13 protein-coding genes are annotated in these 13,677 nt (G+C 56.0%); 12 read left to right on the forward strand and 1 reads right to left on the reverse strand.

Annotated elements, in window-relative coordinates; all coding sequences use genetic code 11:
* Positions 1 to 116: 116 nt before the first annotated feature.
* On the forward strand, positions 117 to 956 hold the full coding sequence (locus tag G5168_RS03155) for a hypothetical protein (RefSeq protein WP_227342231.1): 840 nt from the start codon (positions 117 to 119) through the stop codon (positions 954 to 956).
* Positions 957 to 1,012: 56 nt separating this feature from the next.
* Here the strand turns inward: G5168_RS03155 and G5168_RS03160 are convergent.
* Positions 1,013 to 2,175, reverse strand: a protein-coding gene (locus G5168_RS03160; protein ID WP_421171714.1) for an IS3 family transposase whose coding sequence is annotated in 2 segments (ribosomal slippage) — positions 1,013 to 1,920 and positions 1,920 to 2,175 — 1,164 coding nt in all. Because the reading frame shifts where the segments join, the coding sequence is not laid out codon by codon here.
* 530 nt (positions 2,176 to 2,705) lie between these two features.
* On the opposite strand from G5168_RS03160, the gene G5168_RS03165 reads away from it, so the two are divergent.
* The 11 genes from G5168_RS03165 to G5168_RS03215 all read left to right on the forward strand — a co-directional run bounded on the left by G5168_RS03165 (position 2,706) and on the right by G5168_RS03215 (position 13,628).
* Positions 2,706 to 4,040, forward strand: a complete 1,335-nt coding sequence (locus G5168_RS03165; protein WP_421171712.1) for a PTS sugar transporter subunit IIC — start codon at positions 2,706 to 2,708, stop codon at positions 4,038 to 4,040.
* A complete protein-coding gene (locus G5168_RS03170) occupies positions 4,033 to 5,010 on the forward strand; it encodes a N(4)-(beta-N-acetylglucosaminyl)-L-asparaginase (protein WP_421251830.1) in 978 nt (325 codons plus the stop codon). The genes G5168_RS03165 and G5168_RS03170 overlap by 8 nt, the downstream gene beginning before the upstream one ends.
* Positions 5,003 to 6,478 (forward strand): leucyl aminopeptidase family protein, encoded by a 1,476-nt coding sequence (locus tag G5168_RS03175; RefSeq protein WP_421251831.1) that lies wholly within the window; start codon positions 5,003 to 5,005, stop codon positions 6,476 to 6,478. The genes G5168_RS03170 and G5168_RS03175 overlap by 8 nt, the downstream gene beginning before the upstream one ends.
* 16 nt (positions 6,479 to 6,494) lie before the next feature.
* Entirely contained in the window at positions 6,495 to 6,797 is a 303-nt protein-coding gene (locus tag G5168_RS03180) for a PTS sugar transporter subunit IIB (protein ID WP_421171707.1), read from the forward strand.
* 9 nt (positions 6,798 to 6,806) lie between these two features.
* Positions 6,807 to 7,154 (forward strand): PTS lactose/cellobiose transporter subunit IIA, encoded by a 348-nt coding sequence (locus G5168_RS03185; protein ID WP_227342223.1) that lies wholly within the window; start codon positions 6,807 to 6,809, stop codon positions 7,152 to 7,154.
* Between the two features lie 565 nt (positions 7,155 to 7,719).
* Positions 7,720 to 8,037, forward strand: a complete 318-nt coding sequence (locus G5168_RS03190; protein ID WP_033135185.1) for a PTS sugar transporter subunit IIB — start codon at positions 7,720 to 7,722, stop codon at positions 8,035 to 8,037.
* A 14-nt stretch (positions 8,038 to 8,051) separates the two neighbouring features.
* Positions 8,052 to 9,413, forward strand: a complete 1,362-nt coding sequence (gene chbC / locus G5168_RS03195) for a PTS N,N'-diacetylchitobiose transporter subunit IIC (RefSeq protein ID WP_421171705.1) — start codon at positions 8,052 to 8,054, stop codon at positions 9,411 to 9,413.
* Positions 9,414 to 9,481: 68 nt separating this feature from the next.
* Positions 9,482 to 10,864: a glycoside hydrolase family 1 protein gene (locus tag G5168_RS03200; protein WP_421171703.1), complete on the forward strand. Its 1,383-nt coding sequence runs from the start codon at positions 9,482 to 9,484 to the stop codon at positions 10,862 to 10,864.
* Positions 10,865 to 10,900: 36 nt separating this feature from the next.
* On the forward strand, positions 10,901 to 11,254 hold the full coding sequence (gene chbA, locus G5168_RS03205) for a PTS N,N'-diacetylchitobiose transporter subunit IIA (protein ID WP_421171701.1): 354 nt from the start codon (positions 10,901 to 10,903) through the stop codon (positions 11,252 to 11,254).
* Between the two features lie 54 nt (positions 11,255 to 11,308).
* Positions 11,309 to 12,136: a transcriptional regulator ChbR gene (gene chbR, locus G5168_RS03210; protein ID WP_069554568.1), complete on the forward strand. Its 828-nt coding sequence runs from the start codon at positions 11,309 to 11,311 to the stop codon at positions 12,134 to 12,136.
* Between the two features lie 145 nt (positions 12,137 to 12,281).
* Entirely contained in the window at positions 12,282 to 13,628 is a 1,347-nt protein-coding gene (locus G5168_RS03215; protein ID WP_421205448.1) for a 6-phospho-beta-glucosidase, read from the forward strand.
* Positions 13,629 to 13,677: the final 49 nt, after the last annotated feature.

The following is a 13,677-nucleotide window of genomic DNA, read 5'->3' on the forward strand; positions in this document are numbered from 1 at the left end:
CAGGCCAGGATCTGCTTCACCGCCCAATCCGTGGTCGATGTACCAGACTCGCTTTATTACGATATAATCATCGCTCTTTTCGCCCGGCCAGCACGGTTAGTCCAAGAGTACGCAAGATGGAAATAAAGCTGCACCAGAACGCAACCACAACGCCCCGGACTCGCAAATATATCCAGACCTCCAGCAAATCAGATGCAGCTCTTGCCGAGGAGCTGAACATCTCGATAGATACGGTGAGACGCTGGCGCAATCGTGATGATTGCTATGACAAATCCCACAGACCCCGCACAATCCATCGCAAACTGCAGCCTGAGCAGGAGTGGTTGGTATTGTTTCTTCGCCATCGGCTGCATCTCTCTCTTGATGAACTGCTGGAGGTCACCCGTTTACTGATCCGTGCCGATGTCTCGCGGGCAGGTTTGAGCCGCTGTCTGCAAAAATACCAACAAGATCGGTTGAAAAAGCCTGACCCTGCATCTGGATTGGGTCACGTGTGGCTGGATGCGCTATATCTCCCAACTGTCATCGCAGCCAGTCAGCCTTTGCTGCTGGTGCTCACGGAGCAATTGACCGGCCATATCTCATTTGCCCTCTGTGCCCCGGAAGAGAAAGAGCAGATCCTTAATGGCTTCACCAACTATTTGCAAAATGAGTTGCCCTACCCGATCGAGAGCATTGAGGTCACCAGTCCACTCCCCGAAGTAGAGGCGTTGGCCAACAGGCTATGCACGTCGGTGACCTCTGCCTCTTTACCGATATCCAGTGGGTTGCTCGACTCAACCGCATTCTCTCAACCACTGACTGCCATTCTGGCTGGTGAGCGTTTTGACAAACGTCTCAGTCTGGGAGCCGTATTACTTGAGTTTGAAGATCTGCTTAACCACAGGATATTGCGCAATCGCTTGAAAAGCCTGACACCTGGCACCTACATCCGTCAACTACAGCAAAAAGAGTAAAAGTGGCCGCTCAGTGTAATACCTCCTGACAGATCTCTGTAGTGTTACTGTAGTGGTCAACTAAATCCGGACACTTGGTTAGGCCGTTCTTCGGCTTTTGCTGGCGGTATCCCATTATTGTGGTGATGTGGACGCCGCCAGTTGTAGTAATCCATCAGGTAATAACTGATATCCCGCTTTGCCTCCCGCACGCTCATGTATCCCATAGCCGGGAGCCACTCTGACTTCAGGCTTCTGAACAATCGCTCCATCGGGGCGTTATCCCAGCAGTTACCACGACGACTCATGCTTTGGGTCATGCGATAGCGCCACAGTCGTTGCCGAAATGCCCGGCTGCCATATTGGCTGCCCTGGTCGGAGTGAAATAGCACACCGGATGGGCAACCCCGCTGCTGATAGGCCATCTCCAGTGCTTTGATTGCCAATTCTGCATCAGGCTTCTCAGATATCGCCCACCCCACAACCCGCCGGGTATGCAGGTCAAGCACCGCTGCCAGGTAATGCCAACGACCACCTGCCCAGACGTAGGTGATATCGCCACCCCACACCTGATTGGGTTGCTGGACATCAAATTCGCGGGCCAGCAGATTGGGAATGTCCGGTCGTTCAGACCGAGCGACCTGATAGCGATGAGTGCCCGGTTGCTTGGATACCAGACCGGCTTCCTTCATCAGGTTACGTACTTTGAATCGACCAATCTGATACCCCAACTCCCGCATCATCGACATCAAGGCACGGCTGCCCGCTGAGTTTCGGCTCGCTTTGAACAAACGGCGCAACTCAGAGCGCTGCTGCATACGCTCACGGTTAATCGTCTGCTTGCGAGCCAGATAGTCGTAAAAACAGGATGTTGGAACATCGAAAGCGCAGCAGACCAGGGTGATGGGGGCTTGCTCTCTTAATCGGTCTATCAGCGCGTACGTGTGAACTCGTCCGTCATCAAGAGAGCCGTAGCCTTTTTTAGAATGTCCTTTTCACGTTCGAGCCGGTTGATGCGGGCTTCCAGCTCCTGGATTTTCTGCTGCTCCGGAGTCAGTGCTTTGCCGATTGGGGTTGTGCCAGTTCGTTCGGATTGAAGCTGCTGAACCCTGCGACGGAGCACGGTTTCACCGACATCCAGTGAACGGCTGGCTTCAGGGACAGAATATCCCTGGTCGAGCACCAGGGATGCGGCTTCGAGTTTGAATGCGGCAGTAAATGAGCGACGTAATCTTGTCATTGAACACCTCAGGTCATGGTGGCGACTGTACCACCTAAAATGGTGTCCGGGATGATTAGACCACTACAGGGACATCAAACTCACCAACCAGCAGATTTTGACTATCCGGCCGTTCAGACCGGGCTATCTGATAGCAATGAGCTAAAGAGTACCTAGAGACCAGCCTTGCGTCCTTTATCCGCTGACGAATTCTGAAAAGAGTAAATTACCCCCACCTCACGCATCATCGATCTCAAAGGCTCAGCTGCCTGCCGAAACCCGACTCTCGGTGAAGCTTGTTGCGTCGTGGCGTTGCTGCATGGGCTTGCGGTTAATTGTCCGCTGCAAGCCAGATAGAGGTAAAAACAGGAGCTGGAGAGAACCCGGAAGAGTGAGGGTACGGCACAAAAAAATACGCAATCAAGTGATACTTGGTTGTTGGGTGCGTGATACCTGTCACTAAAAAATGCAATTAAATGGAATAGCATAGTCAAACATGACGTCTTGTATCGACTGATTGCATCATTTCTTTAGTGGCTTGGGGAACGCAAATGAAGAGCGTGGTCGGATTGATAGAAAGCAAATTGATGCCGCTGGCAGGGCGCCTCGCTCAACAGCGTCATCTGGGGGCAATTCGGGATGGTTATATCTCGTTTATGCCGTTCATCATCGTGGGTTCGATCCTGCTGGTCATCTCATCGTTTCCCAGCGACAGTTACAAAGCTTTTATGGCATCCATCTTTGGTGAGCAGTGGGGGGCGACGATTGAAGTGCCCTTTAATGCGATCTTCTCAACCATGGCGCTGTTTGTCTCTTATCTGGTGGCCTATCGTCTGGCGGAACGCAATGATATCGATAAAAGCTCAGCCGGTATCTTGTCGCTCTCCTGTTTCCTGATCCTGACGCCATTTAGCGTGGATGCGCAGGGTGCTGCGGTGATCCCCATGGAGTGGATCGGTTCCAAGGGTTTGTTTGTGGCCATGCTGGGCGCGATTGTCTGGACCGAGATATTCACCCTCTTCCTGCGTCGCAATATCGTGATAAAAATGCCGGAGGGGGTACCGCCAGCAGTACAAAAATCATTTGCTGCACTTATCCCGGCCCTATGTATTCTCTCCATGGCGCTGGCTATCCGGGTCTTCTTTGCATCCACCGCTTATCACACCATTCATGAATTTATCTACACAGTGATTGCCATGCCGGTACGCCATTTTGGCACCTCCTATTTTGGCGCCATTTTGACGGTGCTCAGCATCAGCTCACTCTGGTCGGTCGGGATTAACTCCGGTTCCATGATTAACGGGATCCTGCGTCCATTCTGGATGGACAATCAGGCCGAAAACCTGGCTGCTACTCATGCCGGCTTGCTGCCCCCGCACGTTGTCACAGAGCAGTTTTACGACATGATCTGGATGGGGGGTTCCGGCGCGACCTTGTCGCTGGTCTTGGCGATGCTGATTTTTGCCCGTAGCCAGCACATCAAGAAAATGACCCGATTGGCCGCTGGCTCCTCCATTTTCAATATCAACGAACCCATACTGTTTGGCCTTCCGGTCATCATGAACCCCATCATGCTGATCCCGTTCAATCTGGTTCCTGTGGTGCTGGTGACCATCCAGTACATCGCGATGGCATCGGGTCTGGTCTCTACGACAACCGGGGTCTATATCCCCTGGACGCTGCCCCCTGTCATCAGTGGTTTTATCGTTACAGGCCATCTTAGCGGTGCCCTCATCCAGTTATTCAATCTGGTGATTGGCGCCATGATTTATCTGCCCTTCCTCAAGGTTCTGGATCGCCAGTATCAGGGGACAGAGAGCCCGGCCGAAAGTCATGGGGAGTCGTCACATTCACCGCAATCAAACAAGAAGGTAAGCAATGGTTAATCATCAATGGGGCATTATCGCCACCTGGCGGATGGCTTACGAAGGTCTGAGTGCCAGTGCCAGGCAGCTGGCTGACAAAGGGGATGCTCGCTCTGCTGTGTTGCAAGCAGTCAAACAGGTAGAGGATTATCCCCTCTACAAGTCAGTTGGATACGGTGGCCTGCCAAATCAGGATGGCGAAGTGGAACTGGATGCTGCCTTTATGGATGGCGACTCATTGGCCATGGGGGCCGTGGCTGGCGTGCGTAATCTGGCCAACCCGGTCATGATCGCGGCGGCGTTGAGCGAAGAGCGATTCAACAGTTTCATGGTGGGGGGCGGCGCTGAACAGTGGGCTATCAACAAGGGATTCGAGCAAAAGAAAATGTTGACCGAGCGGGCCTTGCAGCACTATCGCAAGCGCTGCCGCGAAACCCTGGCCCGTGGCCTCAATCCTTATACCGGCCACGACACAGTAGGCGTTATCACCCTGGATCATAGCCGCAAAATCTGTGTCGCAACCTCAACCAGCGGCCTCTTTATGAAGCGGCCAGGACGGGTGGGAGACTCCCCGGTCTCTGGTAGTGGTTTTTATGCCGACAGCACCATGGGGGCCGCGACGGCCACTGGCCTGGGTGAAGACTTGATGAAGGGGTGCATCAGTTACGAGATTGTTCAACGTATGGGGCGGGGGATGACGCCGCAGATGGCAGCCGAGTCTGCCGTCTATGAGCTGGAAGCCCGTCTGCTGGCCCGCTATGGGCGTGCCGGGGATCTGTCGGTCGTCTGCATGAATCGCGAAGGCGAGTTTGGTGCGGCAACCAATATCGACAACTTCTCTTTTGTCGTGGCCAACCATGCCCTTGCACCGACGGTTTTTCTGGCTCGGCGTGAAGGCGATCATACCCTCTACAACGAGGCTGATGAGACTTGGTTGAATGCCTATCTCGCCCGTATCAGTGCCCCCGTGGAGGAATCCCATCATGCTTGATGCGTCAGTAACGCTCTGGTCTACCCCCTTGCCGGCGACGACGCATTTGCTGCTGTGGCAGGGTGGGGCCCATGGCTATCGGGAGCAATCTGTCTTGCAGCCCATCGCGGCACTATTGGTTGAGTTGAACGGTCGTCAGAGCACCACGCTCGATGTCGGGTTGGCGGGGCTGTGCCAGCGTCTGACCTGGCTGGCGGCCGACCATCAGACGCTGCTGGAGCCGGCGGGATTGCGCGAGATGACCGATGCATTGATCCGTGTAGTACCCGGTGACGGAACCGGGTGTGTTGCCCTCGACATCACCCCCTTTTCGCTGGAAAAACCGGCGCAACGGACTGCGTTGCGCCACTGCATCGTCACGCTGCAAAACCAGTTCTACCAACTGCCTCTGCTCGGTTATCGCTCCGCCCCCAGCCATGCAGAGCCGGCACTGCGGCTGCTGGCAGCGCCAGAGCAGCATCCATTGGCCGAGGCGCTGCTGAAGGAGTGTTGTGCCATCAGCTACGGTATGCGACTTGCCCGGCGCATGGCTGATCGACCAAGCCAGGATTGTACGCCTGTGAGTGTGGCCGATGAGTTGGCGAGCTATGCCGCGCAGCATGACGAGGTCAGCTGTGAAATTCTCGATGAGGAGGCGATCCGTACCTTGGGATTGGGGGCATTGCATGCGGTTGGCAAGGGGAGCTTGAACCCTCCCCGCCTGGTCTTGCTCCGTTATCGGGGGGGCGGTGATGCCCAGCCTTACGCGATAGTGGGCAAGGGGGTCACCTTTGACAGCGGCGGCCTCTGGCTCAAACAGGGCGAGGGCATGCGCACCATGAAGTACGATATGTGCGGTGCTGCCGTGGTGTTCGGACTGATTGATACCGTGCGACGTCTGACGCTGCCTCTCAATCTGGATGCCGTGCTGGTATTGGCTGAAAATATGCCGACGGATCGCGCCATGCGGCCTGGCGATGTCGTCACGACCTATGCTGGTCACACCGTCGAGATCATCAACACCGATGCCGAGGGGCGGCTGGTATTGGCGGACGGGATTGCATTTGCGGATCGTCAGCTCTCTCCTCGCTGCATTATCGATGTGGCCACGCTGACAGGCGCCGTCGTCAAGGCGCTGGGTTATGACATCAGCGGCTTGATGAGTAATGACCCTGCGTTGGGCTCAGCCCTGACCCGGGCGGCTGAGTCGAGTCGGGATCGCCTATGGGCATTGCCGTTTGACGACAGTTTTGAACCGCAAATCAAGAGCTATATAGCAGATTTCACCAATACTCCCCCGAATAACGCAGCTATTGCTGTCTCTGCAGGCTATTTTCTGAGTAAATTCTGTGGCAACCGTCCATGGGCTCATCTGGATGTGAGTGGTACCGCCTTGCGCCGTGGTGACTATACCCAGGCCAGTGGCCGCCCTATCCCTTTGTTGACGGAATTTCTAATCCAGCAAATCGCGCCCGCCCTGAATGGGTGAGCAGAAGGAGTTAAAAATGAAAAAGATCCTATTGGTATGTGATATGGGCATGTCTACCAGTCTGGTAGTGAAAAAAATGCAGGATGTGGCGGCCCGCCGTCAACTTGAGGTCGACATTCAGGCCAAAGGCATGCAGGAGTTCAAAGAGGCCATACAGTCGTTTGACTGTGCACTGCTGGGCCCGCAAATCAGCTACAAGTTGGCAGCCTGCAAGGAACAAGCCGATCAATATGGCAAAAAAGTCGAATCTATCAATATGATGCACTACGGTATGCTGGATGGGGAAAAGATCCTCGACCATGCTCTGACGCTGATCTAAGGAGCGATCATGGAGCTCGAAGAACAGGTCATGACCCTGATTGTGAGTGCAGGTAGCTGCCGCAGCATGTTGATGGAGGCCATGAGGCATTCACGTAACGGGGAATTTGAACAAGCAGAGCAGTTGGTCGAGCAGGCGCGGGGGGCGCTCCACGCCGCTCATGCAGTGCAAACGAAGCTGATTGAAGCCGATGCTGGGGAGGGAAAACTGCCCGTCCAGATCGTGATGGTTCATGCCCAGGACCATGTGATGAACGCAGTCCTGCTGATGGATCTGACCCAGGAGATGATTGCGATTCATCGTCGTTTACCCCCAGTGACAACAAACTGTGATCAGTCAACAGCCATGGTCTGCTAAGGCATTGCTATTGTCAGGCATAAAGCTAAAAGAGGGAGGTGTGATACCTCCCTCTTCTCATTGTCAACCATCTTGCGCCGTCGATACATCACAACGAGGTCGCCAATCTCTGTTAGGCACAAAAGCGAAGCCAAACAGATTAGTCAATTTGCACACACTTCAATAGCAAGGCCAACCTCCTGACCCAAAAAACAGAAACATCAACCACGTTGCATTACTTAAAAATTGTGACATTTCACCAATTATTTCTTTTTTTAAAAAAAAGAGGCTCACACACCTCACAAGAAATTATAATTAATTGAAATAAAACAATTTATAAATCTATCACATCCCCTGCACCGACTGTTTTACGTGTTCTTATTCTGATATCCGCCATCAAAAGTGTGAACAGTGGCAACACCAAATGTCAATTAGACACTATTGATATAAGTATTGAAATACCAGGTAAATCCAGTAATTCATTACAATCATGTCAATAGGAGATGATTGATTTGTCTTGCTAGCACGACAGACACGCATCTCGACCGATCTGTTCATCTGGTTTTCAAGCGTTGAGGGAAAGGTTATGGAAAAGAAGCGTATTTACCTGTTTTGCTCTGCCGGGATGTCCACTTCACTGCTGGTTTCAAAGATGAAGGCGCAGGCGGAAAAATATGATGTGCCGGTGCTGATCGATGCCTATCCGGAGACCCTGGCTGGCGAGAAGGGACAGGATGCCGATCTGGTGCTGCTGGGCCCGCAAATCGCCTACATGCTGCCGGAGATCCAGCAGCAACTGCCGGGCAAGCCGGTCGAGGTGATCGACACCCTGCTCTACGGCAAGGTCGATGGCCTCGGCGTACTGAAGGCGGCAGTAGCCTCCATCAAGAAGAGCCTCGCATAGGTAAGGAGATCCCTGTGAGCAACATCATCGCATCGTTGGAGAAGGTCATACTGCCCATTGCCGTCAAGCTGGGCAAACAGCCTCATGTCAACGCCATCAAGAACGGCTTTATCAAGCTGATGCCCCTGACACTGGTCGGGGCCATGTTCGTACTGATCAACAACGTGTTCCTGAGCTTTGGCGAAGGCTCCTTCTTCTACTCCATCGGTGTGCGGCTCGATCCTGCCACCATCGCCACCCTAGACGGCCTCAAAAGCATCGGTGGCAACGTCTATAACGGCACTCTGGGGATCATGTCCCTGATGGCCCCCTTCTTTATCGGTCTGGCGCTGGCCGAAGAGCGCAAGAGCGATCCCCTGGCATCGGGCCTGCTCTCGGTAGCGGCCTTTATGACCGTCACGCCGTTCAGCGTGGGCGACGCCTATGCGGTGGGCGCCAACTGGCTGGGCGGAGCCAACATCATCTCCGGCATGCTGATCGGTATCGTCGTGGCCGAGATGTTCGCCTTTATCGTCCGTCGCAACTGGGTGATCACCCTGCCTGACAGCGTGCCGGCCTCGGTCTCCCGCTCGTTCTCCGCGCTCATTCCGGGCTTTATCATCCTCTCCATCATGGGGGTCATCTCCTATCTGCTGAGCGATGCGGGCACCAACTTCCACCAGCTGATCATGGACAGCATCGCCAAGCCGCTGTCCAATATGAGCGGTCTGGTCGGCTGGGTCTATGTGGTGTTCTCCTCCTTCCTCTGGTTCTTCGGGGTACACGGCATGCTGGCGCTCACCGCGCTGGAATCCGGCATTCTGTTCCCCTTCGCCCTGGAAAACGTCGCCCTCTACAACCAGTACGGCTCGGTTGAAGCGGCCATCGCGGCAGGCAAACAGTTCCACTTCTGGGCCAAGCCGATCACCGACTCCTTCGTCTTCCTCGGCGGTACCGGTGCCACACTGGGCCTCATCCTGGCCATCTTTATGGTCTCCCGCCGCGATGACTACCGTCAGGTGGCCAAGTTGGGTCTGCCCTCCGGTCTGTTCCAGATCAACGAACCCATCCTGTTCGGCTTGCCGGTCATCATGAACCCCATCCTGCTGGTGCCCTTCATCCTGGTGCACCCGGTACTGATGGGGATCACCATGGCGGCCTACTACGCCGGGCTCATCCCGCCCATCACCAACATAGCGCCATGGACCATGCCGACCGGCCTGGGTGCCTTCTTCAACACCAACGGCAGCGTGGCCGCCTTCTGTCTGGCGATATTCAACCTGGGTGTCGCGACCATGATGTATATCCCCTTCGTGCTGATTGCCAACAAAGCGCAGAACGTCATCGATGAAGAAGAGGAGAGCGAAGAGGATATCGCTCTGGCTCTGAAGTTCTGATAACAGCCATTCCAATGACAGCAAGGGAGGAGCAAAACTCCTCCCCTAACAGCCTGGAGAAGTAACCCATGCAGTATCGTTTTCCGGATAACTTCTGGTGGGGCAGCGCCAGCTCGGCCCCGCAGATGGAAGGCGCCGCCAACCGCGGCGGCAAATCCACCAATATCTTTGACTACTGGTTCTCCATCGAACCGCAGCGTTTCCACAACGGGGTCGGCCCGACCGACACTTCCACCTTCTATGACAACTTCGAGAGCGACATCAAGCTGCTCAAGCAGCTGGGGCACAACAGTTTTCGCACCTCCATCTCCTGGTCACGGCTGATCCCGGACGGGGTGGGCGAAATCAACCAGGAGGCGGTCAGCTTCTACAACGCCGTCTTTGACCGGCTGCTGGCCGAGGGGATCACCCCGCTTATCAACCTCTACCACTTCGACATGCCGATGTGCATGCAGGAGCGTGGCGGCTGGGAGAGCCGGGAAGTGGTGGCCGCCTATGTGCGCTACGCCACCCGCTGCTTCGACCTGTTTGGCGGTCGCATCAAGCACTGGTTCACCTTCAACGAGCCGATTGTGCCGGTCGAGTGCGGCTACCTTGGCCACTACCACTACCCCTGCGTGGTCGATTTTGGTCGGGCGGCCACCGTCGCCTACCACACCGCGCTGGCCCATGCCGGTGCCGTGCAGGCCTATCGCGCCTGCCAGCATGATGGCGAGATCGGCATCATCCTCAACCTGAGCCCAACCTATCCCCGCTCGCAGGATCCGGCAGATCTCGCCGCCTCCCGCATCGCGGATCTGCTGCTCAACAAAAGCTTCCTCGATCCTGCCCTGAAGGGGAGCTACGACCCCGAGCTGATCGCGCTGCTAGAGCAGTACGACTTGCTGCCGCAGATCGAAGAGGGTGACAAGGCGCTGCTCGCCGCCGGCAAGGTGGATATCCTCGGCATCAACTACTACCAGCCGCGCCGGGTCAAGGCCAAAGAGGTGGCTTTGCCGGGTGTACCGCGTACGCCGGAAGATCTGTTCGACTACTACGAGATGCCGGGCCGCAAGATGAACCCCCACCGCGGCTGGGAGATTTACGAAAAAGGGATCTACGACATCCTCACTGACCTGCGAGTCAACTACGGCAACCTGCCCTGCTACATCTCGGAAAACGGCATGGGGGTCGAAGGGGAAGAGCGCTTTATCGGTCCCGAGGGACGGGTGGAGGATGACTACCGCATCCAGTTCATTCGCGAGCACCTCCAGTGGCTGCATCGCGCACTGGAAGAGGGCAGCGCCTGTCGCGGCTATCACCTGTGGACCTTTATCGACAACTGGTCGTGGCTCAACGCCTACAAGAACCGTTACGGCTTCGTCCGCCTCGATCTCAAGAGCCAGCAGCGCACCATCAAGAAAAGCGGCTACTGGTTTGCCGAGGTAGCGCGCAACCATGGTTTTAATTAACGGTTTCAATTAACGCATTTACGTAAGGAACGACACATGTTCGATCTGGACAACATCACTGAAGAGGCCACCACCAGCAACGATCTGGAAGAGGTGGTAATGGGGCTTATCATCAACTCCGGGCAGGCCCGCAGTCTCGCCTACACCGCGCTGAAAAAGGCCAAGGAGGGGGACCTGGCCGCCGCTCACCAGCTGATGGCCCAATCCCGCGAGGCGCTCAATGCCGCCCATCTGGTGCAGACCCAGCTGATCGAGGACGATCAGGGGGAAGGCAAGATCCCGGTCACCCTGGTGCTGGTCCATGCCCAGGATCACCTGATGACCTCCATGCTGGCCCGTGAGCTGATCAGCGAGCTGATCGAGCTGCACGAAAAGCTGCATAACCAATAACCTCCGGACGGGGCGAGAGGCCCCGTCATCGGCCCGCAGATCAGGAAGCGACTCATGAGCGTTAAAACAATCCGGGAAACCGAACTGTTTAACAACAAACCGTTCCACATGTTCATCTACAACAAACAGGTGAGCGGAACCGGTTTGCACCAGCATGACTACTACGAGTTCACCCTGGTACTGACCGGTCGTTACTATCAGGAGGTCAACGGCAAGCGGGTGCTGCTGGAGCGGGGGGACGTGGTGTTTATCCCGCTCGGCTCCCGCCATCAGAGCTTCTACGAGTTCGGCACCACCCGCATCTTTAACGTCGGGATCACCCGTACCTATTTTGACGAGCACTTCAAATACCTGTTGCCGGAACACTTCGTCGCCTCACAGGCCTATCCGCTCAAGAGCGAGTTCCTCAGCTACATCGAGTCGGTGCTGGTCTCGCCGGGGTTTAGGGAAGAGGCGCTGACCGAATTTCTCGAAGTGGTGACCTACGCGGTGATGAACCGGCTGCGTCACTACAAGGACACCTCCGCCAGCGATGATCTTCCGCTCTGGCTCCACGAAACCGTGGAGCGGATGCACGATCGCCCCCTCTTTGCCGAGGATGCGCTGGCCAACATGGTCTCCCTCTGTGGCAAGAGCCAGGAGTATCTGACCAGGGCCACCCGGCGTTACTACAACAAGACGCCGATGCAGATCATCAATGAGATCCGGATCAACTACGCCAAGATGCAGTTGGAGGTGACCAACAACTCGGTGGCCGATATCGCCTTCGAGACCGGCTACAACGACGTCAGCCTCTTTATCAAAAACTTCAAGAAGCTCACCTCGTTTACCCCGGGCAGTTACCGCAAATATCTCTATCCGAAATTCGAAAGTTCAGCCTGAGACCAGCGACTTGCTGACCTAAACAACCCGGTTCAAGAGAACCAATCCATTGTGACCAGCCCCTGCCACAGGCGGCTGCGGCCCCTCTCACCATGAAGACAGAGCGGCCACCATCAAACCTAGAAAGATCGATGAAGAGGGATTTATGAGCGAGAAGATCAAGGTAGTCACCATTGGCGGCGGCAGCAGCTACACCCCCGAGCTGGTCGATGGTTTCATCAAGCGCTATGCCGAGCTGCCCATCAGCGAGCTGTGGCTGGTGGATATTCCCGCTGGCGAAGAGAAACTGAACATCATCTTCGACCTGTGCCAACGGATGATCCGCCAGGCAGGCATCCCCATGACCCTGCACAAAACCCTGGATCGCCGCGAGGCACTTGTGGGCGCCCACTTCGTCACCACCCAGCTTCGAGTCGGCCAGTTGCAGGCGCGGGAGAAGGATGAGCGCATCCCCTTGAGCCACGGCATGCTGGGGCAAGAGACCAACGGCGCAGGCGGCCTGTTCAAGGGACTGCGCACCATACCGGTCATCTTCGACATCATCCGCGACGTCGAAGCGCTTTGCCCGGATGCCTGGCTGATTAACTTCACCAATCCGGCCGGCATGGTGACCGAAGCGGTGCGCCGTCATACCAACTTCCGCCGCTTTATCGGGGTGTGCAACATTCCGGTCGGTATGCAGATGTTTGTGCGCGATGCCCTCAAACTGACCGAGCAGGATCACCTCTCCATGGATTTGTTCGGCCTCAATCATCTGGTCTTTATCGGCGATGTGCTGGTCAACGGCGAATCCCGCTTTGACGAGCTGCTGGAAGGGGTCGCCGATGGCAGCCTGACCCGCGCCAGCTCGGTCAAGAACATCTTCGACCTGCCGTTCGACCCCGGTTTTATCCGCGGCTTGCGCCTGCTTCCCTGCTCCTACCTGCGTTACTACTTCAAGGAGAAAGAGATGCTGGGGATCGAGATGGGCGAGTTCTATAAAGGCGGCGCCCGGGCTCAAGTCGTGCAGCAGGTCGAGAAGAAACTGTTCGAGCTCTACCAGAACCCCGATCTGTGCGAAAAGCCCAAGGAGCTGGAGCTGCGTGGCGGCGCCTACTACTCCGATGCAGCCTGCGAAGTGATCAGCGCCATCTACAACGACAAGCAGAGCGAGCACTACGTCATCGTGCCCCATCAGGGCCATGTCACCAATATCCCGGCCGACTGGACGGTGGAGATGAGCTGCCTTATCGGGCGTGACGGTGCCATCCCCCACCCGCGCCTCACCCGCTTTGACGACAAAGTGAACGGGCTGGTGCACCTCATCAAGAGCTTCGAGATAGCCGCCGCCAAGGCTGCCATCAGTGGCGACTTCGATGACCTGCTGCTGGCGATGAACCTCAACCCGCTGATCCACTCCGACAACGATGCCCGCATCGTCGCCCGCGAGCTGCTGCTGGCCCACCGCGAACACCTGCCCAACTTCGCCGCCGCTATCGACGCCCTCGCCTGAGGCCAACACGCCCCGCCCGAACTGGCGGGGTGCTTAACCGCAAGGGAAT

Source organism: Aeromonas sp. 600724, assembly GCF_049175135.1.
Classification (GTDB): Bacteria; Pseudomonadota; Gammaproteobacteria; order Enterobacterales; family Aeromonadaceae; genus Aeromonas; species Aeromonas veronii_A.

Coding starts and splice junctions, on each gene's coding strand:
- G5168_RS03155 (WP_227342231.1), top strand. CDS start 117: ATGGAAATAAAGCTGCACCAGAACGCAACCACAACGCCCCGGACTCGC.
- G5168_RS03165 (WP_421171712.1), top strand. CDS start 2,706: ATGAAGAGCGTGGTCGGATTGATAGAAAGCAAATTGATGCCGCTGGCA.
- G5168_RS03170 (WP_421251830.1), top strand. CDS start 4,033: ATGGTTAATCATCAATGGGGCATTATCGCCACCTGGCGGATGGCTTAC.
- G5168_RS03175 (WP_421251831.1), top strand. CDS start 5,003: ATGCTTGATGCGTCAGTAACGCTCTGGTCTACCCCCTTGCCGGCGACG.
- G5168_RS03180 (WP_421171707.1), top strand. CDS start 6,495: ATGAAAAAGATCCTATTGGTATGTGATATGGGCATGTCTACCAGTCTG.
- G5168_RS03185 (WP_227342223.1), top strand. CDS start 6,807: ATGGAGCTCGAAGAACAGGTCATGACCCTGATTGTGAGTGCAGGTAGC.
- G5168_RS03190 (WP_033135185.1), top strand. CDS start 7,720: ATGGAAAAGAAGCGTATTTACCTGTTTTGCTCTGCCGGGATGTCCACT.
- G5168_RS03200 (WP_421171703.1), top strand. CDS start 9,482: ATGCAGTATCGTTTTCCGGATAACTTCTGGTGGGGCAGCGCCAGCTCG.
- chbA (WP_421171701.1), top strand. CDS start 10,901: ATGTTCGATCTGGACAACATCACTGAAGAGGCCACCACCAGCAACGAT.
- chbR (WP_069554568.1), top strand. CDS start 11,309: ATGAGCGTTAAAACAATCCGGGAAACCGAACTGTTTAACAACAAACCG.
- G5168_RS03215 (WP_421205448.1), top strand. CDS start 12,282: ATGAGCGAGAAGATCAAGGTAGTCACCATTGGCGGCGGCAGCAGCTAC.